17 protein-coding genes are annotated in these 20698 nt (G+C 67.3%); 8 read left to right on the top strand and 9 right to left on the bottom strand.

Annotated features, from left to right (window positions below; translation table 11 throughout):
• Nucleotides 1–54 precede the first annotated feature (54 nt).
• Nucleotides 55–840, bottom strand: a complete 786-nt coding sequence (locus tag CXY79_RS06705) for an IclR family transcriptional regulator (RefSeq protein WP_104100361.1) — start codon at nt 838–840, stop codon at nt 55–57.
• Between the two features lie 208 nt (nt 841–1048).
• On the opposite strand from CXY79_RS06705, the gene dhaK reads away from it, so the two are divergent.
• The 4 genes from dhaK (at nt 1049) to CXY79_RS06685 (ending at nt 6634) form a co-directional block, all read left to right on the top strand.
• A complete protein-coding gene (gene dhaK / locus CXY79_RS06700; RefSeq protein WP_104100360.1) occupies nt 1049–2047 on the top strand; it encodes a dihydroxyacetone kinase subunit DhaK in 999 nt (332 codons plus the stop codon).
• A 4-nt stretch (nt 2048–2051) separates the two neighbouring features.
• On the top strand, nt 2052–2696 hold the full coding sequence (gene dhaL, locus CXY79_RS06695; protein ID WP_104100359.1) for a dihydroxyacetone kinase subunit DhaL: 645 nt from the start codon (nt 2052–2054) through the stop codon (nt 2694–2696).
• A gap of 3 nt (nt 2697–2699) precedes the next feature.
• The gene (gene ptsP, locus CXY79_RS06690) at nt 2700–5150 is read left to right on the top strand and encodes a phosphoenolpyruvate--protein phosphotransferase (protein WP_104100358.1); all 2451 of its coding nucleotides are present in this window, start codon (nt 2700–2702) and stop codon (nt 5148–5150) included.
• Between the two features lie 338 nt (nt 5151–5488).
• The gene (locus CXY79_RS06685; RefSeq protein ID WP_104100357.1) at nt 5489–6634 is read left to right on the top strand and encodes a glycerol dehydrogenase; all 1146 of its coding nucleotides are present in this window, start codon (nt 5489–5491) and stop codon (nt 6632–6634) included.
• Between the two features lie 58 nt (nt 6635–6692).
• Here the strand turns inward: CXY79_RS06685 and CXY79_RS06680 are convergent, their stop codons facing one another.
• On the bottom strand, nt 6693–7661 hold the full coding sequence (locus CXY79_RS06680) for a sugar-binding transcriptional regulator (protein ID WP_104100381.1): 969 nt from the start codon (nt 7659–7661) through the stop codon (nt 6693–6695).
• 168 nt (nt 7662–7829) lie between these two features.
• Between CXY79_RS06680 and CXY79_RS06675 the strand changes: the two genes are divergently transcribed.
• From CXY79_RS06675 to CXY79_RS06660, 4 genes are all read left to right on the top strand, one after another.
• Nucleotides 7830–9518: a glycerol-3-phosphate dehydrogenase/oxidase gene (locus CXY79_RS06675; protein WP_233191328.1), complete on the top strand. Its 1689-nt coding sequence runs from the start codon at nt 7830–7832 to the stop codon at nt 9516–9518.
• A 206-nt stretch (nt 9519–9724) separates the two neighbouring features.
• A complete protein-coding gene (locus CXY79_RS06670; RefSeq protein WP_104100355.1) occupies nt 9725–10489 on the top strand; it encodes an MIP/aquaporin family protein in 765 nt (254 codons plus the stop codon).
• 68 nt (nt 10490–10557) lie between these two features.
• Nucleotides 10558–12072 (top strand): glycerol kinase GlpK, encoded by a 1515-nt coding sequence (gene glpK, locus CXY79_RS06665; protein ID WP_104100354.1) that lies wholly within the window; start codon nt 10558–10560, stop codon nt 12070–12072.
• 418 nt (nt 12073–12490) lie between these two features.
• On the top strand, nt 12491–13381 hold the full coding sequence (locus CXY79_RS06660) for an endonuclease domain-containing protein (RefSeq protein ID WP_104100353.1): 891 nt from the start codon (nt 12491–12493) through the stop codon (nt 13379–13381).
• Between the two features lie 529 nt (nt 13382–13910).
• Here the strand turns inward: CXY79_RS06660 and CXY79_RS06655 are convergent.
• The 7 genes from CXY79_RS06655 to sdhA all read right to left on the bottom strand — a co-directional run bounded on the left by CXY79_RS06655 (nt 13911) and on the right by sdhA (nt 20697).
• Nucleotides 13911–14714: an HAD family hydrolase gene (locus tag CXY79_RS06655; RefSeq protein ID WP_104100352.1), complete on the bottom strand. Its 804-nt coding sequence runs from the start codon at nt 14712–14714 to the stop codon at nt 13911–13913.
• A 3-nt stretch (nt 14715–14717) separates the two neighbouring features.
• Nucleotides 14718–14855: a hypothetical protein gene (locus CXY79_RS16180; protein WP_199186732.1), complete on the bottom strand. Its 138-nt coding sequence runs from the start codon at nt 14853–14855 to the stop codon at nt 14718–14720.
• 19 nt (nt 14856–14874) lie between these two features.
• Nucleotides 14875–15879: a tryptophan--tRNA ligase gene (gene trpS, locus CXY79_RS06650; RefSeq protein WP_104100351.1), complete on the bottom strand. Its 1005-nt coding sequence runs from the start codon at nt 15877–15879 to the stop codon at nt 14875–14877.
• Nucleotides 15880–15943: 64 nt separating this feature from the next.
• A complete protein-coding gene (locus CXY79_RS06645) occupies nt 15944–16711 on the bottom strand; it encodes an exodeoxyribonuclease III (protein ID WP_233191326.1) in 768 nt (255 codons plus the stop codon).
• A gap of 190 nt (nt 16712–16901) precedes the next feature.
• Entirely contained in the window at nt 16902–17993 is a 1092-nt protein-coding gene (locus CXY79_RS06640; protein WP_104100349.1) for a YihY/virulence factor BrkB family protein, read from the bottom strand.
• Between the two features lie 99 nt (nt 17994–18092).
• Nucleotides 18093–18881: a succinate dehydrogenase iron-sulfur subunit gene (locus CXY79_RS06635; protein WP_174721886.1), complete on the bottom strand. Its 789-nt coding sequence runs from the start codon at nt 18879–18881 to the stop codon at nt 18093–18095.
• 1 nt (nt 18882) lies between these two features.
• A complete protein-coding gene (gene sdhA / locus CXY79_RS06630; RefSeq protein ID WP_104100348.1) occupies nt 18883–20697 on the bottom strand; it encodes a succinate dehydrogenase flavoprotein subunit in 1815 nt (604 codons plus the stop codon).
• Between the last annotated feature and the right edge of the window lies 1 nt (nt 20698).

The raw sequence follows: 20698 nt of genomic DNA, 5'->3' as shown, positions 1-20698 counted from the left end.
AACGCGTCGGCCATAGAAAAATTCCCGTTCGAGAGTGCGGCCTGCGATGGGCGCTCACGACTGCGGATGCGCGGCGACGGCCGGTTGGAGGGCCCGCGGCGGCCAGGTGCTGGCGCCGAGTTCCCGGGAGATGTTCCGGGCCGTCTCACGCAATCCGTTCAGCACGCTGGAGTCGGGAGGCCACTCGCTCGACGGTACGACAACGGCGACCGCGGCTATGACATTGCCGCGGGTGTCGACCACGGGCGCCGCGATCGACGACTCGCCCAGCACGGCCTCGTCCTCTTCGGTGGCGATGCCGTCGCTCACGATCGACACGAATTGGATGGCCAGCTGAGCCGGGTCGGTGATCGTGGCGCCGGTGAGACTGCGCAGGGGCCTCCCCAGCAGTCCGGAGGCGTATTCCGGACTGTATGCGAGGAGGACTTTGCCCATTGCCGAGGCGTGGGCCGGGATGGACAGGCCCGTTTCGGGCATCTGCTGGCTGCCGTCAGGCCGCTGGTTGTGGTGAATGATGATGACCTCGTCGAACAATTGCACCCCCAGACGTGTGGACAGTCCGGTTCTGCGCGCGAGTTCGAGGGTCCAGCGCATGGCCCGCGCGCGCACGTCGAGCGTGTCGAGGTAGACATTCGAGAGTTTGAGCAGGGCCGGGCCGAGCATGTACCGGGTGCCGCCAGGCTCCTGCGCGACAAGACCGTGGCCCTGCAGCGATTTGACGATGCCGTGCACGGTCGAGACCGGCAACCAGAGTTCGGTGGCGAGTTCGGTTATGCCGAGGTGGCGTGCGCCCTGCAACGTCGACAGCACTTTCGCCGCACGATCGATGGCTTGAATCACAGCTGCACCTCCGGTTGATTCCTTAAGTATGCCGCGTCACCAACGCGTCTTCATGCGACGTGTTGACATTGGGCCACTCTCTGGAGGATATTCGACATTATCGAATTGCGTTCTGTATTTCTTTGAGTCGCGAGGGAAAGTGTCTCGCGGATCCAGCTCGAAAAGTTCAACGGAGAGCAAACATGAAGATAATCCTGGAGGTCTCAACATGAAGAAACTAATCAATTCCCCGGAGACGGTTCTCGCCGATTCCCTCATCGGCGTGGCGGCCGCACACCCGGAACTTCGCGTCGACCACGTCAACCGCATCATCTACCGGACAGACCCGACCAGAGCAGGCAAAGTCGCCCTGCTCTCTGGTGGGGGAACCGGCCATGAGCCGCTCCACGGCGGTTTCGTCGGTGTGGGAATGCTTGACGCGGCCTGCGCCGGGGCGGTCTTCACCTCGCCGACACCCGACCAGATGCTCGAGGCCACGAAAGTCGTGGACAGCGGAGCGGGCGTGCTGCACATCGTCAAGAACTACACGGGCGACGTGATGAACTTCGAAATGGGCGCGGAACTGGCCGCGGCTGAGACCGGGATCGAGGTTGCCGTCGTGGTCGTCAACGACGACGTCGCGGTCGAGGATTCCACCTTCACCGCAGGCCGCCGGGGCGTCGGAACCACTGTCCTGCTCGAGAAGATCGCGGGTGCGGCAGCCGAGGAAGGCCGCGACCTCGCGGCCGTCACCGCGGTGGCCCGCCAGGTCAATGAGTCCGGCCGTTCCATGGGCGTGGCCCTCAGCAGCTGCACGGTTCCCGCGGCCGGGAAACCGACCTTCGAACTTGCCGAAGGCGAGATGGAGATCGGCGTGGGCATTCACGGGGAGCCGGGCCGCCGCCGGGTGCCGCTGGCCGGGGCCGCCGAGGTTGCCCGTCTGCTCGTCGAGCCGATCCTCGCCGACCTGGACTTCACCGGCGCCCCGACGATCGTGATGGTGAATGGGCTGGGCGGAACCCCGTTGATCGAGCTCTATGTCATGTATGCCGAAGTCAGGAAGATCCTCGAGGCCGCCGGCATCACGGTTGCCCGCTCCCTCGTGGGCAACTACATCACCGCGCTGGACATGGCGGGCTGCTCCGTCACGATCCTCAAGGCCGACGAGGACCTGCTTCATCTGTGGGATGCGCCGGTGAACACCGCCGGGCTGCGCTGGGGAATCTAGCACCATGACGAATGACACGATCAGCCTTGACCAGCTCACCGGCTGGCTCACCCGTTTTCGCGACTTGGTGACCGAGCAGGTCTCCTACCTCACCGAACTGGATTCGGCCATCGGCGACGCGGACCACGGCTCGAACATGACCCGCGGCATGGATGCGGTCCTCGAGAAAATCCAGGCCTCACCGGTCGTGGCCGTCGACGAACTGTTCAAGGGCGTGGGCATGACCCTGGTGACGTCCGTGGGTGGTGCCAGCGGCCCCCTGTACGGCACCTTCTTCCTGCGGATCGGTACCTCGGCAGGACCGGTCAGCACCCTGGACGCGCCCGGCCTGGCGGCCGCGCTTCGTGCAGGGCTGGGCGGCGTCGTTGCCCGCGGCAAGGCCGAGGCCGGGGATAAGACCATGTTCGACGTCCTCGCTCCCGCGCTCGACGCGTTCGACGCCGACCTCGTCGTTTTCTCCGATATCTCCTCGGCGGCCCGTGCTGCCTACTCCGCTGCACAAGCGGGGCGGGATGCCACCGCACCCCTGATCGCCCGCAAGGGCAGGGCCAGTTACCTGGGGGAACGCAGCATCGGCCACATCGACCCGGGAGCCGCGTCGACGTCGCTGCTTTTCCAGGCTCTGGCCGAGATCCTCGACAAGGAGTAGATCGTGATCGGAATCGTAGTGGTATCGCACAGCCCCCGGCTCGCGCAGGCAGCAGTGGACCTCGCAGTGGAAATGGTCGGGGTCAACGGCCCGGCCATCGCGATCGCAGCCGGTGCCGGCGCAGGGGTGATCGGAACGGACGCGTCCAAAGTCGCCGAGGCCATCGCCGAGGTTTCCTCTCCCGAGGGCGTGCTCGTGATGATGGATCTGGGATCGGCTGTGATGAGCGCGGAAATGGCGCTGGAGTTCTCGGACGACCCCGACCTGCCCGTCCGGCTCAGCAGCGGTCCCTTCGTAGAGGGCCTGATGGCGGCAGTGGTGCGCGCGGCGGGTGGCGCCACCCTTGACGAAGTGGAACGTGAGGCCCGAGGTGCTCTTCGTGCCAAGCAAAGTCACCTGGGCGACGAGGACCCGGCCGGCCTGCCGGTCGACTCCGGCCCGGCGGCGGAACACACGATCGAGGTGACGTTGCTGAACCCCGACGGCCTGCACGCGAGACCGGTCTCGATGCTCGTCACCGCCATCAGCGCTTTTGAGGCGACGGTGACGGTCGCCAACCTCCGTACCGGCCGGCCCCCGGTGCCGGCTAACAGCCCGACTGCCCTGTTGACCGTCGGCGCCCGGAAGGGCGACACGATCTCCGTCGCGGCGGCCGGGCGGCAGGCTGTGGAGGCGCTCGAGGCCGTGAGTGAACTGGTCGGGAAGGGCTTCGGCGAGCTCGCGGCCGCCCACGCTCCCGCGCCCAGGCCGGCGCGTTCCGCGTCGCGGCCGCAGGCCCGGCCGCAGGGCGGGGCGCCGTCGAGCGGGCCTCTGGGCGTGAGCCCCGGCTTCGCCGTCGGTCCGATCGTGCGGATGCAGGAACCGGTGAACGAGCCGGGGCCGGCAGTCGCACTCCCCCTGCGCGAGCGGGCGGCGGCCGCGGAGAGGATCGTGGCCGCCGCGGCATCCGTAGCCCTGGCCCTGCGGGACAAGGCGGCCCGGGTGTCGGGAGCGGCGCGTGGGATCCTGGAGGCAACGGCGCTGATGGCGGCGGATCCCGGGCTGATCGATGCTGCCGTTTCCCGAGTGACCGGGCAGGGCCACACTCCGGAGCGTGCCGTCTGGGCGGCTGTGGGCGAGGTCACAGCGGTTTTTAAGGAGCAGGGTGGGCTCCTCGCCGAACGTGTCTCGGACCTGCACGACGTGCGCAACCGCATCGTGTCCGAGTTGCTCGGCCGACCGGCACCGGGCCTGCCGGATCGTGTGGAGCCGTATGTGCTCGTGGCCCGGGACCTGGCCCCCGCCGACACGGCGCTGATCGACCCCACGGTGTGTCGGGCGATCGTCACCGTCGAGGGCGGGCCCACCTCCCATACGGCCATTCTCGCGCGGGCGCTTGGCTTGCCTGCCGTGGTGGCGGCCCGCGATGCGATGGACCTGCCCGAGGGAAGCGTGGTGATCGTTGACGGCACGACCGGTGAGATCGTCGTGGCCCCCACCGACGACCAAGTGTTGCGAGCCGAGGAACAGATCCGCCGGGTGATCACCTTCGACGGTACGGGAAGGACCAGGGACGGGCACCGCGTGCAACTCCTCGCGAACGTGGCTTCGCCTGACAGCGTTGCCGCCGCGATCGAGGCGAACGCCGAGGGTGTCGGCCTCTTCCGCACCGAATTCTGCTTCCTCGACCACGCCGAGGCTCCGGGACTCGACGAACAGGTCGCCGCGTACCGGCAGGTGTTCGCCGGATTCCCCGGGAAGAAGGTCACTATCCGAACGCTGGATGCGGGAGCCGATAAGCCGCTGGCCTTCGTCACGGCGGCCGACGAAGTCAACCCTGCCCTGGGCATCCGGGGGTATCGCACAGCGTGGCAGCGGCCGGAACTGCTGGACACCCAGCTGCAGGCCATCGCAGCGGCGGCCGCCGCGGAAGACGCCGACGTCGGCGTCATGGCGCCGATGATCGCGACCGTCGACGAGTCCGTGGACTTCGCGGCCCGCTGTGCCGCGCACGGCCTGCACAACGTGGGCGTGATGATCGAGACTCCCGCCGCCGCTATCACGGCGGGCCCCATCCTCGAACGGGTGGACTTCGCGAGTCTGGGGACCAACGACCTCGCCCAGTACACCATGGCGGCCGATCGGCTGATGGGGGAGCTCGCCCTGCTCAACGACCCCTGGCAGCCGGCGGTCTTGCGGATGATCCGGGAGGCCTGCCAGGCCGGTCTGGCGGCCGGCAAGCCGGTCGGGGTCTGCGGTGAGGCCGCGGCAGATCCGATGCTTGCCGCCATCCTGGTGGGGCTCGGGGCGACCAGCCTGTCGATGTCCCCGCGAGCCCTGGGCGGCGTGGCCGAGTTCCTACGCGGCGTGACGGTGGACCAGTGCCGGGATGCCGCACTCGCCGCGGTCGCCGCCGGCAGCGCCGGCGCGGCGCGATCCGCCGCCGCGCTCCTGCTGGAGCCGACACGGGCGTAGCTGCCGGTGTCGGCCCCTCCCGGGCGTCCGATCTGCACAAATGTGCAACGCTGGCTTTCAGAAACAGCGACGTATTTCCTGTAAATCCTGAATAGCATTCAAAAAATTGGCCAAGAGCGCGTGTTTGTGCGTCAGATCCGATCTCTGAGCCGTGACATCAGACTGGGCGGATGTGCCGGAAACCGCTCGGAGGGTGCGCTCGCACGGTCGCCCGCTGCAGGGCAGCCGATGTCGGTCGAATCGGCGGGCGTAATGTGAAATCTGTGCCCCGGAAGACCGGTTCACCGCCACCGTCCCACAAAGATGTAGACGCAGTTCGACCAGGAAGAAGTTCCACGATGACCACTTCAATCCGCACAGTCATGAGCCCCGGACGTTACGTCCAAGGCAAGGGAGCGATCGATCGCCTCGGTGAATTCGTATCCCAGATCGGCTCCGCCCCCCTGATCGTCGCTGATGACGTCGTGTGGGGTTTCGCAGGGCAGCAGGTCTCGGCGAGCTTCGCTGCTGCCGGCCTCCGCGTCGAACGGGTCGAATTCGACCGCTTTGCGACTGCGTCCGCGGTCGACGCGCTGGTCGAGAAGATCCGCGTAACCACGGCCGACGTGATCATCGGCTTGGGCGGCGGAAGCACGATCGACTCGGCCAAGGCCGCCGGCTTCCTGGCTGGAATTCGTTGGGTCAGCGTGCCCACCGTGGCGTCGACCGACGCTCCCACCTCCGCACTCTCGGTGATCTACACGGAGGAGGGCGAGTTTGTCGAATACCGTTTCTTCCCGCGCAACCCCGACCTCGTGCTGATCGACACCCAGATCGTGGCCAACGCGCCGGTCGAGTTCCTCATCGCCGGAGTCGGCGACGCGCTGGCGACCTGGCTCGAAGCCCGGGCCACGGCGGCTGCCCATGCGACCACGATGGCCGGGGGGCTGCCGACCCAGACCGGCACCGCGCTGGCCAAGTTGTCGTGGGACGTCATCTGGGAGAACGCCCTTCCGGCCCTCGATGCCGTGCGTGACAACCTGGTCACACCTGCTCTCGAGAAGCTGGTGGAGGCGAATACGCTTCTGTCCGGACTCGGTTTCGAGTCGGGCGGTCTGGCCGCCGCCCACGCCATCCACAACGGCCTGACCGCGGCCCCGCAGACCCACGGTCTCACCCACGGTCAGAAGGTGAACATCGGCTCGCTGACCCAGCTGGTCCTCGAGGGCGCGCCACGCACCGAGGTGGAAGACTTCATCGAGTTCACCACTCTCGTCGGATTGCCCACCACGCTGACCGAGATCGGTCTCAGCCTGGACGACGAGAAGGAGCTGAGGGCCATCGCCACGGCGTCAACCCTGCCGGGTGAGACGATTCACAACATGCCGTTCGTGGTCACTGCAGACGACGTTCTCGACGCCCTCAAGTCGATCGAGGGGCTCTCGCGGTCCGTGCGCGCGGCGCGCGGCCTGCCCGCTCCCGTCAAGTACGTGCAGAAGCATTGATCCGTCGGCCCGCCGGTCGCCACGAACCCTCAGTGGCTGCCGGCGGGCCTCCGTCTGCTCACTCGCACAGTGCCCGGGCGCTGCTCTCGTCGATGAACAGGTCGGTGATCAGGTTCGCGGCCAGCGCGCCGCGGAGACTGTCCACCTTGGACTGGCCCGAGACGACGCAGATGCGCCGGGGGGTGCGGCGCAGCACCGACAGTTCCGGGCCGGTGCCGCGATCATTGAGCGGGATGCCGTCGGTCGAGCCGTCCGCGCGGTAGAAGACTGTCGCGACGTCGCCGACGACCCCGGCGTCGCTAAGAGCGGTGAGCTCGTCGTCGTCCAGGTAGCCTCCGACGTAGACGTGGCTGGGGACGTTGGAGAAGGGCGAACCCACGCTGAAGAGCGCGACGTCCATGTTCCTCTGCATTTCCAACAGCCGGCGCAAGCCGCGCTCCCGCCAGTACGCCGTGCGTGTGGCCGGGTCGTCGAAGAAGGTAGGAACCGGGAACTGTTCCAGGCGGGCGCCGAACGCGTTGCTGAACCGCTGCAGGATCTCGTTGGCGTAGTCGAGGCCGGTGCTGCGTGTGTTGCCGGCGCCGTTCAGCTGCACGATCTGTGCGTTGTGAGTGCGTTTAGGGGTCACGTGGCGGCTGACCGCATTCATCGTGGAGCCCCAGGCGATGCCCATGATCATGTTCGAGTCGAAGAACTCGCCGAGAATCCGTGCAACCGAGAGGGCCACGCGCTCCAACCGATCGACGTCGCTGGCGTGGTCGGGCACCGGCACGACGTGCGCGGTGACCTGGAAGCGGTTCAGGATGAGCTTCTCCACCCGGCTCGTCGCGTCGAGCGGGGACCGGATCTGGATGTCGACCAACCCGCTGGTTCTGGCCTGGCTGAGCAGACGGGACACCGAGGAGCGGGAGGTGTGCAGTTCCCGCGCGATGGCCTCCATGGTCAGGTCCTGCATGTAATACAGGTGGGCCGCCGTGAGCGCGTCACTGGTTCGGTCCGACAGGGACGGATCGTCTGGATGGGCCATTTTAACTCCTTGCACGTATGTTCAAACCTCTTGACCGTTTGTGTCGAACCTAGCAGGGTAGAAGCAATTCCCCTCCACCCACAGAGAAGTGAGCGAACAGTGCTGTCCACACCCGATCAGTCATCTTCCGCACCGTCACAGTCCAGTGGTGCCGCCGCCCAGGCCGCCATCCAGGACCGCCCCCGCGCTCAAGTTCTCATCATCGGAGCCGGCATCAACGGCATCGCGACCTTCCGCGATCTGGCCCTGCAGGGCGTGGACGTCGCCATCGTCGACAAGGGCGACTACGTTTCCGGCGCATCCTCGGCCTCCTCGCACATGATCCACGGCGGTGTGCGCTACCTCGAGAACGGCGAATTCCGCTTGGTCAAGGAGTCTGTGGAGGAGCGCAACAGCCTTCTCAAGATCGCCCCCCATTACGTCAAGCCGCTCAAGACGACCATCCCGATCTACTCCACCTTTTCCGGAGTGATGTCGGCGCCGATGCGGTTCCTCACTCACAAACAGGGTGCGGCCCAGGAGCGCGGAGCTCTTCTGATCAAGATCGGCATGATGCTCTACGATTCCTTCTCCCGCGACGGCGGCAATGTGCCCCGGCATGAATTCCTCGGCAAGAAGGCGTCGCTCGAAGTGCTGCCGCAGATCAACCCGGGCCTCAAGTACACGGCCACCTACTACGACGCCTCCATGCACGACCCGGAGCGCCTCGCCCTCGACGTGCTGGCCGACGGCCTGGCCGCCGGTACCCACGCCCGGAGCGCCAACTACATCGAGGCCGTCGGCATGGATGCTGCGGGTGTGCGCCTGCGCAACACGGTCTCCGGCGCCGAATTCAGCTTCGAGGCCGACATCGTGGTCAACACGTCCGGACCGTGGACCGACCTCACGAACACGGCCCTCGGCCAGGCCAGCACCTATATGGGCGGCACCAAGGGGTCGCACGTCGTGCTCGACAACCCCGAACTGCTCGCCGCGACCGGCGGCCGCGAGATCTTTTTCGAGCACAAAGACGGCCGCATCGTGCTGATCTTCCCGCTTGCGGGCCGCGTTCTCGTCGGCACGACCGACCTCGAGCACGACATGACTCAGCCGGCGCGCTGCACCGAAGCCGAGGTTGACTACTTCTTCGAACTCGTCAACCACGTTTTCCCAAAGGTGGCCGTCGACCGGTCGCAGATAGTGTTCCGGTTCGCCGGCGTGCGCCCGCTGCCCCGCCACGACGACGAGGCGCCCGGTTTCGTCTCGCGCGACTACCGCATCGAATCGCGCCCGCTCGGCGCCCGGCCCGGCACCCTGCTGAGCCTGGTCGGCGGCAAGTGGACGACCTTCCGCGCCCTGGCCGAACACCTGAGCGGCGACATCCTGACCCTGCTCGGCCTGCCGCGCACCGTCTCGACGGTCGGCCTGCCCATCGGTGGCGGTCGAGACTTCCCGGCGACGGATGCCGCACGCGGGGTCTGGGTTGCCGCCAACGGCGACAAGGTCGGCGCCGAGCGTGCCGATGTGCTGCTGACCCGGTACGGCACGCGAGCCACCGAGGTGATCACCTGGCTCACCGCCGAACCGGACGCGCCGCTCATGCAGCACCCCGGCTACACCCGGCGCGAAATCGAGCTCATCGCCCGGGCGGAATCGGTCATGCACCTGATGGACCTGCTGCTGCGCCGCACCAGCATCGCTTTCCGCGGCGAAGTGACTCTGCCGCTGCTCACCGAGCTGGCCGGCGTGCTCGCACCGGTCCTCGGCTGGGACGCCGCCCGGAGCGCGCATGAGGTCGACACCGCGGTGAATACACTGCGCGACATGTACGGCGTGCACCTGGCCCCGGCGGAAACGCCGGCCGTGCCGGCCGTCTAGGGACTGCTCGGGACTGCCCTGCGGGCGGGCGCTGCGGTCGCCCGCCCGCAGCCTGCCCTCCGGCCCGGCTCCGTACCCGCAGACTTGAAGGCTGATCTGCACAAACGTGCAGAAAGGTCAGGACCATCGGCGGTCTCGAGTCGCTAGGTTTTCTACTATCCGTTTCCTTCGCTTTCTTCATTTCAATGACCTAAAAGGATGTCAACGTGGACAATCTCGGTATCGTATTTCTCTCGGAAGTGGTGGGAACCGCTCTCCTGATCCTGCTGGGCTGCGGGGTGGTCGCCAACGTCGCCCTGACCAAGAACAAGGGCTTCGGCGGCGGATTCCTGATGGTCACCATCGGCTGGGGCCTCGCGGTGTACGCCGGCGTGATCGTCTCCTATAACTCGGGCGCTCACCTGAACCCCGCCGTCACCTTGGGACTCGTGTCGTCCGGGGCCACCGAGTTCGGCTCGGGGGTTCCGGTCAACGCTGTGTCCGTGGCGGCGTACATCGGGGCTCAGTTGGTTGGTGCCATCCTGGGTGCCACCGTCGTCTGGCTCGCCTACAAGCAGCACTTCGACCAGGAACCGGAGCCGGCCAACAAGCTCGGCGTGTTCGCGACCGGTCCGGCCATCCGTTCCTACGGCTGGAACCTCATTACCGAGATCATCGGCACCTTCGTGCTCGTCTTCGTCGTCATCGCGTTCGGCGGCGGGCGCCAGGGCGAGAGCGGCGGCCTGGCCGCCCTTGGCGCCCTTCCGGTTGCCCTGCTCGTGATCGTGATTGGCACCTCGCTGGGTGGACCGACCGGCTACGCGATCAACCCCGCCCGTGACCTCGGCCCGCGCATCGCGCATTTCCTGTTGCCGATCAAGGGCAAGCGTTCCTCCGACTGGGCCTACTCGTGGGTGCCCGTCGTCGGTCCCGTCATCGGTGGCCTGCTGGCCGGCTGGACCTCCGCGTTCCTCCTGCCGATCCTCGCGTAGGCGCCGCTCGCTTCTTCTTTTTCCATTCCTGAATACCCGTGTACCCAGCATTGACAAAGGAGTTAAAAATGGCACAGTACGTCATCGCAATCGACCAGGGAACCACCAGTTCCCGTGCGATCATTTTCGACAAGGCCGGGTCGATCATTTCGACCGGTCAGCTCGAACACGAACAGATCTTTCCCCGGGCAGGCTGGGTCGAACACGACCCGTTGGAGATCTGGAGCAACACCCGTGAGGTCATCGGTCAGGCTCTGGCCAAGGCCAACCTGACCCGCCACGACATCGCGGCCGTGGGCATCACGAACCAGCGCGAGACCGCCGTCGTCTGGGACCGTCACACCGGTATCCCCGTCTACAACGCCATTGTCTGGCAAGACACCCGTACCCAGCCCATCGTCGACCGGCTCGCCGCCGACGGCGGTGTCGATCGTTTCAAGGCCCAGGTCGGCCTGCCGCTGGCGACTTACTTCTCCGGCACCAAAATCGTCTGGATCCTCGAGAACGTCGAAGGGGCGCGAGAGAAGGCTGAGGCCGGCGACCTCATGTTCGGCACGACCGACACCTGGATTCTCTGGAACCTGACCGGCGGCCTCGAGGACGGTGTGCACGCAACCGACGTCACCAACGCCAGCCGCACCATGTTCATGGACCTGAAAACCCTGCAGTGGGACGACGAGATCCTCGCGGCGTTCGACGTGCCCAAGTCGATGCTGCCCGAGATCCGTTCCTCCTCCGAGGTCTACGGCATCGCCAGCGGCCACAGCCTGCTGCGCGAAACCCCGATTGCGAGCATCCTGGGTGACCAGCAGGCCGCGACGTTCGGGCAGGCTGCCTTCGACCAGGGTGAGGCGAAGAACACTTATGGCACCGGTAACTTCCTGATCTTCAATACGGGCACCGAAATCATCCACTCCAAGAACGGTCTGCTCACCACGGTCGGCTACAAGCTCGGTGACGCCGAACCGCACTACGCCCTAGAGGGCTCGATCGCGGTCACCGGCTCGCTCGTGCAGTGGCTGCGGGACAACCTGGGCATCATCAACTCTGCGGAGGAGATCGAGGCACTCGCCCTGTCGGTCGAGGACAACGGCGGCGCCTACTTCGTGCCCGCCTTCTCCGGCCTGTTCGCGCCGTACTGGCGTGCGGATGCCCGTGGTGCCCTGGTCGGCCTCACCAGCTACGTGAACAAGGGCCACATCGCCCGCGCCGCCCTCGAGGCGATCGCGTACCAGACCCGCGAGGTGCTGGACGCGGTCAACGCCGACGCCGGTGTTCCGTTGACCGAGCTCAAGGTCGACGGCGGGGCCTCGGCCAACGACCTGCTGATGCAGTTCCAGGCCGACATCCTCGGCGTGTCTGTCGTGCGCCCGGTGGTGGCGGAGACGACCGCCCTGGGTGCCGCCTACGCGGCCGGCCTGGCGGTCGGTTTCTGGAACAACCTCGGTGAGCTGCGGTCCAACTGGCAGGAGGACGCCCGCTGGGAGCCGAGCCTGGACATCGCCGAGCGCGACCGTCTGCTGCGCAACTGGAAGAAGGCCGTCACCAAATCCCTGGACTGGGTCGACGCCGACGTGATCTAGCCCGCGACCCCTTTTTCCCCCCGCGTCCCTGCGCGCGTACGACGCACCCCACCGAGACCCGGCGGCCGCCCCTGGCCGCCGGGTTTCGGCATCCGTGCCCCGTCCCCCGTGGCCCGTGCCCGTCCCCGTCTTCCCCTCGCGCCGGCCGGCATCCGTGCCCCGTCGGACAGTTCCTTCGTGGCGCTTCCCGGAGGGCAGCTCCCGTGGGTGGTGTGTGGCTAACTCAGGAGATCTACCCCGGCGGCGCCAACGGATGCCGGACTGGTGCAGTTTGTCCCTCGCTTCACAGCCGTTTCTCCTGAATTAGCCACGGGTCGGCGGCGACACCGCGGATCCTCCACAGCACAGGCTGACCGGAGCAGGCCACAGGTGGGCAACCGACGCGGCAGACGGGGCCCGCGCTGTCCACACTGTCGACATGACTTGGGCAGAGTACTTCCGCGTCCACAATGTGCAGATCGCCGAAACCGGGGCGCTGAACGCCGCCGGCGCCAATTGGCGGGTGCTGAGGGCGGCCGTGGAGAGTGGATATCTGGTGAGGGCGCGTCGAGGGCACTATGCGCTTCCCGATACGGATGCGCACATCCTCGAAGCGGTGCGGCTGGGTGGGCGACTCGACTGCGTCTCCGCGGTTGCGAATACCGGGATCTTCGCCCTGGACAGCACCTTCGCGCACATCCATGTCGACCCCACCGCTTCCCGGTTGCGGGCGCCGCACGATCGATTTCAGCAGCTCAACGCTCACAACCGAGACGGTGTGGAACTCCACTGGGGTCAGCTGCTCGACCCCTGCGGCGGCACCGAGTTCCGTATCGGGCTGGCCGATGCGCTGGTCCAGGTTTTCCGGTGCCAGGAACCGAGATTCGCGATCGCGTCACTCGATAATGCCTTGTACAAGAGACTGCTCGCGGAGCAGACCGTGGCCCAGATCTTCGCAGCCCTGCCCGCGGAGTTGCAGTCCCTGCGCCCGCTCATCGACTGTCGCAGCGAATCGGGCCAGGAGACCGTGCTCCGCCTCGTGATCACGGGAGCCGGCTTCGACGTCGAGATCCAGGTCGAGATCGGGGGCGTCGGTCGCGTCGATATGATCGTCGAGGGGCGCATAGCGGTCGAGGCCGACAGTCGGCAGTTCCACGACGGCTGGGAGGCGCACGCGCGCGACCGCACCCGCGACTGCGACCTCGCCATGCGGGGGTACCTGACTCTGCGGGTTCTCTACCGGGACATCATCCACCACCCGGAGCGCGTCATCGCCGCGATCACCGGCCTTCTGGCGTCGACCAGTCACTACCGCACCTTCATCGTCTAGTCGGTTCCCGGCAAGCCGACATCCGCTCCCGCACCTCCATCGTCTAGTCGGTTCGCGGCAAGCCGACATCCGCTCCCGCGGGGCTGCCGGGTCCGGCTCAGCGGACACCCAACCTGCCGGTCATGCGGTTGAGACCCACCCCCATGTGGCTAACTCAGGAGATCTGCCGAATCGCAGTATCAGACCCGCGTGTTTCCGGGGCGAAGAGGAACGCATATTACGGATGTCCTGAGTTGGCCACGCAGGCAGGAGCCGTGCCTGCTTCGAGCCCGGCGTTGCCGTCAGCGTGGCCGGGCGGCGCGCGCAGCGGGGCGGCCCGCCCGCGGACCCGACCTCCTTGCGGTCGAGACCCACCCTCGTGTGGCTAACTCAGGAGATCTGCCGAATCGTAGTATCAGACCCGCGTGTTTCCGGGTCAAATAGAAACGAATGCGACGGATGTCCTGAGTTGGCCACACCGGGGCAGGCCAGGGGGACCCCAGCGGCACCGTCAGGGGGGGGCAGCCGTCAGCGGGGCGGGGAACAGCCGTCAGCGGGGGCCGGCGGTCAGTGGGGCGAGGCTGCGGGCCGCGAGGGCCCCGGGCAGCGCGGCGAGGCTGGTGATCCGGATGATGCCCAGCCGGGCGGCCTCGGCCGCATCCGCCCCGGCCCCGGCACCACTACCTCCAGCACCACCCCCAGCCCCGGCCGCGGTCCGGTCCAGCCAGACTCCGGTCAGCCCCGCCGCGGCGGCTCCGATCGCGTCCGTGCGCAGCCGGTCGCCCACGTAGACGGTCTGCTCCGACTCCGACCCGAACACCATGCAGGCATGCCGGAAGATGCGAGGATCCGGCTTGGCGAAGCCCAGGCTGCCGGATGCGATCACGTGCTCCAACCGCACGTCGAGCCCGGTGTCCGCCAGTTTGTGCCCCTGAGGCGTCGACTCACCGTTGGTGATCAGCCCGATCCGCACGCCCGGAAAGGCGACGGCCAGCGCGTCGAGGCAGGGGAGCGCATCGGTGTGGAGGCGCCAGCTCGCCCGATAGTGAAGAAAATACGCGTCGAACCAGCTCGTCGCAGCCGGCCCGGTCAGGGTCACGCCGTGCGCCGCCGCGAAGTCGCGGGCCCGCTCCCGGCGCTGCCCGGCGAAGTCCAGACTGCCGGCGAGGTAGGCGTGGTAATGCCGCTCTTCCAGGTCGTCCCAGAGCGCCAGCGCCGCGCCGGGGTCGGCGTCGGTGAAGGTGCCGCCCAGAGAGCCGAGGTAGGCGCGGATGCCGTCGGCCACGGCACCGCGATGGGCGAACAGGGTGTCATCGAGGTCAAACAGAACGACGGCGGGCGCGGGCGCGGACATCCGCTACCCGACGACGACGTCAACGACGACGTCGACGACGACGTCGACGACCATGACGACCATGACGACCATGACGACGACGACCATGACGACGACGACGACGTCGACGGGCCGGCCCCGCCCCATCAGTAGCGAGCTCACCACAATCGCCACCACCGCCCTAGCGCCGCGGTAGCAGGCCGACGCGGTCGTAGGCGCGCGCCAGCGTCTCGTTGGCCACCGTCGCCGCCCGGTCCGCGTTGAGGGCGAGGAGTCGGTCGAGTTCGGCCGGGTCGTCGAGCAGCTCGAGAACGCGCGCCCGGATCGGCCCGAACGTGCCCGTGACCACCTCGGCGAGACCCTTCTTCAGGTCGCCGTAGCCGCGGCCGGCGTACTCGTCCTCGATCGAACCCACCGGGCGTTCCGCGAGCACCGAGTAGATCGTCAGCAGGTTGGCCACGCCCGGCTTGTTCTCGCGGTCGAAGACCACGCCGCCCTCGGCATCCGTGACCGCGCGCATGATCTTCTTATTCGTCACCGCCGGCTCGTCGAGCAGCCAGATCACGCCCGCGTGCGACTCGGCCGACTTCGACATCTTCGACGTCGGGTTCTGCAGGTCGTAGATCTTGGCGGTCTCCGTGACGATGGCGACCTCCGGCACTGTGAATGTCTGCCCGAACCGGGCGTTGAAGCGCGCCGCGAGGTCGCGGGTCAGTTCGACGTGTTGACGCTGGTCTTCGCCGACCGGCACGATCTCGGTGTCGTACAGCAGAATGTCCGCGGCCATCAGCATCGGGTAGGCGAACAGTCCCACGGTGGTCGCGTCCGATCCCTGCCGGGCGGATTTGTCCTTGAACTGGGTCATCCGGCTGGCCTCGCCGAAACCGGTGATCGTGTTCAGCACCCAGGCCAGCTGGGCGTGCGCGGCGACATGCGACTGCACGTACAGTGTCGACGCCGACGGGTCGATGCCGCTCGCGATGTATTGGGCGGCGGTGCGGCGGGTGTTCTCCCGCAGCTTCACCGGGTCCTGCGCCACGGTCAGGGCGTGCAGGTCGACGATGGAGAAGTACGCGTCGTGGGTCTGCTGCAGCGCCTTCCAGTTCAGGAGGGCGCCGATGTAATTGCCGATCTGCAGGGAATCGGCGCTCGGCTGCATGCCCGAGTAGAGGCGGGGCTTGTCCATGGGATCAGATCTTTTCGTAGCGTGTGGCCGCCGGCCGGGCCGAAAGCGCGAGTTGGAGGGGAGGTCAGATGGTGTAGTCGACGACCACGGGGGTGTGGTCGGACCAGCGCTGGTCGTAGGCGGCCGCGCGGTCGACGACGTAGCCGGTGACGGATGCCGCGAGCGCCGCTGTGGCCAGCTGGTAGTCGATCCGCCAGCCGGTGTCGTTGTCGAACGCCTGGCCGCGCCACGACCACCAGGTGAACGGCCCGTCCACTTCGCCGGACCACCGGCGCCCCACGTCGATCCAGCCGAGTCCGGCCCCGGCGTTGTAGTCCGGGGCGGCTTCGGCGCCGACGATGCGGTCGAAGTAGGCGCGCTCCTCGGGCAGGAACCCGGCGCGCTTCACGTTTCCGCGCCAATTCTTGATGTCGAGCGTGCGGTGCCCGACGTTCAGGTCACCGAGCACGACGGCCCGGTCGCTGTGCGCGGCGAGCTCGGGCAGTCGTTCGAGCATGGCGTCGAGGAACCTGTACTTCTCGACCTGCTTCGGGGTACCCACCTCGCCGGAGTGCACATAGGTGCTCACGACGGTGATCAATTTGCCGTTGACCTCGTAGTCGGCTTCGAGCCAGCGGCCGGCGCTGTCGAATTCGGCGGAGCCGAGCTCGACCCGGTGGATGGCCGCGGTCGATCGGCTGGCCAGGGCCACCCCGGCCCGGCCCTTCGCGGTGGCGGCGTCGTGCAGGATGCTCCACCCCGGCCCGAGCAGACCCTCGAGGTCCTCGGTCGAGGCACGCACCTCCTGAAGGGCGAGGATGTCCACGTCGCGTTCGGACAGCCAGTCGCCCATTCCCTTGCGGAAGGCGGCGCGCACGCCGTTCACGTTCACGCTCGCGATCCGCAGGCGCTCGCCGGCGAAAGCCGCGGACACAGCGGAGTCGGCGGAGGCGGCGGAGGAAGCAGGGTCGGACGCGGCCGGGGTGGAAGCGGCAGTGGAAGCGGCAGTCGAGGCGGAAGGCATTCCCCAATTCTACTTTGGCTCAGGCCTTGGGGCCGTCGTTCGTCAGCTCAGCGGCTCGCTTCTCGGCGGCGCGCAGGCGACGCGCGGTGAGCAGCCGCTGGGGCCAGGCCGCGGTGTCGTGCGCGAGGCGGGCCTCCCGAAGCTCGGCCTGCACCACCACGCGGAACGCCTCCTCCTCCTGCCGGCGCTTCTCGGTGGCAACCTCGTCCGCGCTGATCCGTCGCGGTGAGAACCCGGCGTCGTCCATGCCGACGGCGATCCAGGATGCGGCGAGCAGTGTCAGGGTGCTGGTCAGGTTGAACCAGATCAGGAGTCCGATGATCACCGCGAATGCGGCGAGCAGCGGGTTGCGGCCGGCGCCGGCGAGCAGCGTGCTGCCGAGGACCTTGAGGACACCGAGGCCCACCGCGCCCAGAATGGAGCCGGTGATGAGCTGGCGGACGGGGATCCGCACCCGCGACAGCACCCGGAACAGTGCGGCGAGGGTGATCGTGTCGATCAGGAGCACGAGGAGCAGGCCGACCGCTCGGGCGGCGCCGTTGAACCAGAACGAATCCCGGGACACCCCGAAAAGCCCGAACAGGGCCCCGAGCGCCTCGGTGCTCGCGATCGAGATCAACGCCGACACCACGAGCACGACCGCGAACAGCACTCCGAGGCCCAGCTCCCGCAGCTTGACGAGGAGGATGAAGGTCTTGTCGGGCGGCATCCGGAAGATCGTGCGCACCGCCTGCGCCGTTGTCGAGAGCCAGCCGAGCACGGTCGCGAGCAGACCGACCAGTGCGATGACGCCGGACCAGCCGAGGACCCTGGCGTCGGCGAGGACGCTTGGGTCAATCACGCCTTCCTCGCCGATCAGCCCGGGCACGGACTGGTTGATGAAGGAGTAGAGCGTCAGCTCGAGGTCGGGATTGGACGTGATCCACAGTCCCGCGATGGAGAAGGTCAGCCAGAGGGCCGCGAACGTCGCGAAGATGGCCTGGTAGGACATGCCGCCGGCCAGGATGCCGCCGCCGCTTTCACCGAACCGGGTGAAGACCCGCACCGGGCGCGAGCGCATGACCCGCGCGATGAGGGTCTTGATCCGGTCGATCGCCGTGGGAGTGTTCACCCGCTCAGCCTAAGCGGCAGCCGGGCAGCGGAGAAAGCGAAAGGCCGGTCTCGCCACGACGAAACGTCGTGACAAGACCGGCCCCAGGGTTCGGACCGGCTACTCCATGCCGCGCAGCATGGCCTGCTTGACCTCGGAGATGGCCTGCGTGACCTGGATCCCGCGGGGGCACGCCTCGGTGCAGTTGAAGGTCGTGCGGCAGCGCCACACGCCTTCCTTGTCGTTCAGGATATCGAGGCGCACGGCGGCGTTGTCGTCGCGCGAGTCGAAGATGAAGCGGTGCGCGTTGACGATCGCGGCCGGACCGAAGTACTGTCCGTCGGTCCAGAACACCGGGCAGCTCGACGTGCACGCGGCGCAGAGGATGCACTTCGTCGTGTCATCGAAGCGTTCGCGCTGGGCGACGGTCTGGATGCGCTCCTTGCCATCGGTGGGGGCGTTGTTCGCCACCAGGAACGGCTGCACGGCACGGAACGATTCGAAGAACGGCTCCATGTCCACGATCAGGTCCTTCTCCAGCGGCAGGCCCTTGATCGCCTCCACGTATACCGGCTTGGTGATGTCGAGGTCCTTGATCAGGGTCTTGCAGGCCAGGCGGTTGCGGCCGTTGATGCGCATGGCGTCCGAGCCGCAGATGCCATGCGCACAGGAGCGGCGGAAGCTCAGTGAGCCGTCCTGCTCCCACTTGATCTTGTGCAGAGCGTCGAGCACGCGGTCCGTCGGGTACATCTGTACGTCGAAGTCGTCCCAGTGCGGTTCGTCGTCGACCTCCGGGTTGTACCGGCGGATGATCAGGGTCACGGTGAAGGACTGGATTTCCTCCGGCACGACCGGGGCACTCGCAGTTGTCGGTGCGGTTGCGGTTGCGGTTGCGGTTGCGGTACTCAACTCAGTACTTCCTTTCCATCGGCTGGTAGCGCGTGATGGTGACCGGCTTCCAGTCGAGCGCAATGTGGTCGGCGGCGTCGGCGGAGAGCGGGTCTCCGGTCAGGTAGGCCATGGTGTGCACAAGGTAGTTTGCGTCGTCGCGCAGGGGGAAGTCGTCGCGCATGTGCCCGCCGCGGCTCTCCTTGCGGTTGCGTGCGGAGTACACGACGACCTCGGCCAGGTCGAGCAGGAAGCCGAGTTCGACGGCCTCGAGAAGGTCGGTGTTGAACCGGCGGCCCTTGTCCTGCACGCCGATGTTCTTGTACCGCTCGCGCAGGCCGTGGATCACGTTGGTGACGTCGGAGAGCGATTCGTCGGTGCGGAACACCTGCGCCTTGGCGTCCATCGTCTCCTGCAGCTCCTTGCGGAGCACGGCGATGCGCTCGGTTCCGGTCGAGGTGCGGATTCCTTCCAGCAGCTCCCGCACACCCCGGGCCGGGTCGGTCGGCAGCGGCGTGAACTCGGCCGTCGTGACATAGGCGACGGCGTTGTTGCCGGCGCGCTTGCCGAAGACGTTGATGTCGAGCAACGAGTTGGTGCCGAGGCGGTTGGAGCCGTGCACGGACACGCAGGCGCATTCGCCGGCCGCGTAGAGGCCGGGCACGACGGTCGTGTTGTTGCGCAGCACCTCCGCGTTCACGTTGGTGGGGATGCCGCCCATCGCGTAGTGCGCGGTGGGCATGACCGGCACCGGTTCGGTGACCGGGTCGACGCCCAGGTAGGTGCGGGCGAACTCGGTGATGTCGGGCAACTTGGTCTCGAGCACCTCGGCACCGAGGTGGGTGCAGTCGAGGTACAGGTAGTCCTTGTTGGGACCGGCACCGCGGCCTTCCGCGACCTCCTTGACCATGCAACGGGCGATGATGTCCCGCGGGGCGAGGTCCTTGATGGTGGGCGCGTAGCGCTCCATGAACCGTTCGCCGGCCGCGTTGCGGAGGATGGCGCCCTCTCCGCGCGCGCCCTCGGTGAGCAGGATGCCGAGGCCCGCCAGTCCGGTCGGGTGGAACTGGAAGAACTCCATGTCCTCGAGCGGCAGGCCCTTGCGCCACACGATGCCCACGCCGTCGCCCGTGAGGGTGTGCGCGTTGGAGGTGGTCTTGTAGATCTTGCCGAACCCGCCGGTGGCGAAGATGAACGCCTTCGCCTGGAAGACGTGCAGTTCGCCGGTGGACAGGTCGTAGGCGACGACGGCCGAGGGCTGGTCGACCCCGTCGACCGGTGTCATGACCAGGTCGAGCACGTAGTACTCGTTGAAGAAGTTGATGCCGCGTTTGACGCAGTTCTGGTAGAGCGTCTGCAGGATCATGTGGCCGGTGCGGTCGGCGGCGTAGCAGGCCCGCCGTACCGGTGCCTTGCCGTGGTCGCTGGTGTGGCCGCCGAACCGGCGCTGGTCGATCTTGCCCTCCGGCGTTCGGTTGAAGGGCAGGCCCATGTTCTCGAGGTCGATGACCGCGTCGATGGCTTCCTTGGCGAGGATCTCGGCCGCGTCCTGGTCCACCAGGTAGTCGCCACCCTTGACCGTGTCGAAGGTGTGCCATTCCCAGTTGTCCTCTTCGACGTTGGCGAGGGCCGCGGCCATCCCGCCCTGCGCCGCACCCGTGTGCGAACGCGTCGGATACAGCTTGGAGATCACGGCCGTGCTGGCGCCGGAGCCGGCTTCGATGGCGGCACGCATACCGGCACCCCCGGCTCCCACGATGACGATGTCGAACTGGTGGTAGTGCACACCGTCGATGACGGTGGACTCTGAGGGCGCGGTTGAAGCATCCGTAGTCATA

Origin of the sequence: Cryobacterium sp. M96 (assembly GCF_002929845.1) — a bacterium.
GTDB classification, from domain to species: domain Bacteria; phylum Actinomycetota; class Actinomycetes; order Actinomycetales; family Microbacteriaceae; genus Cryobacterium; species Cryobacterium sandaracinum.
Note: the sequence above shows the minus strand (reverse complement) of the source record. Positions and strands in the feature narration are given on the sequence as shown.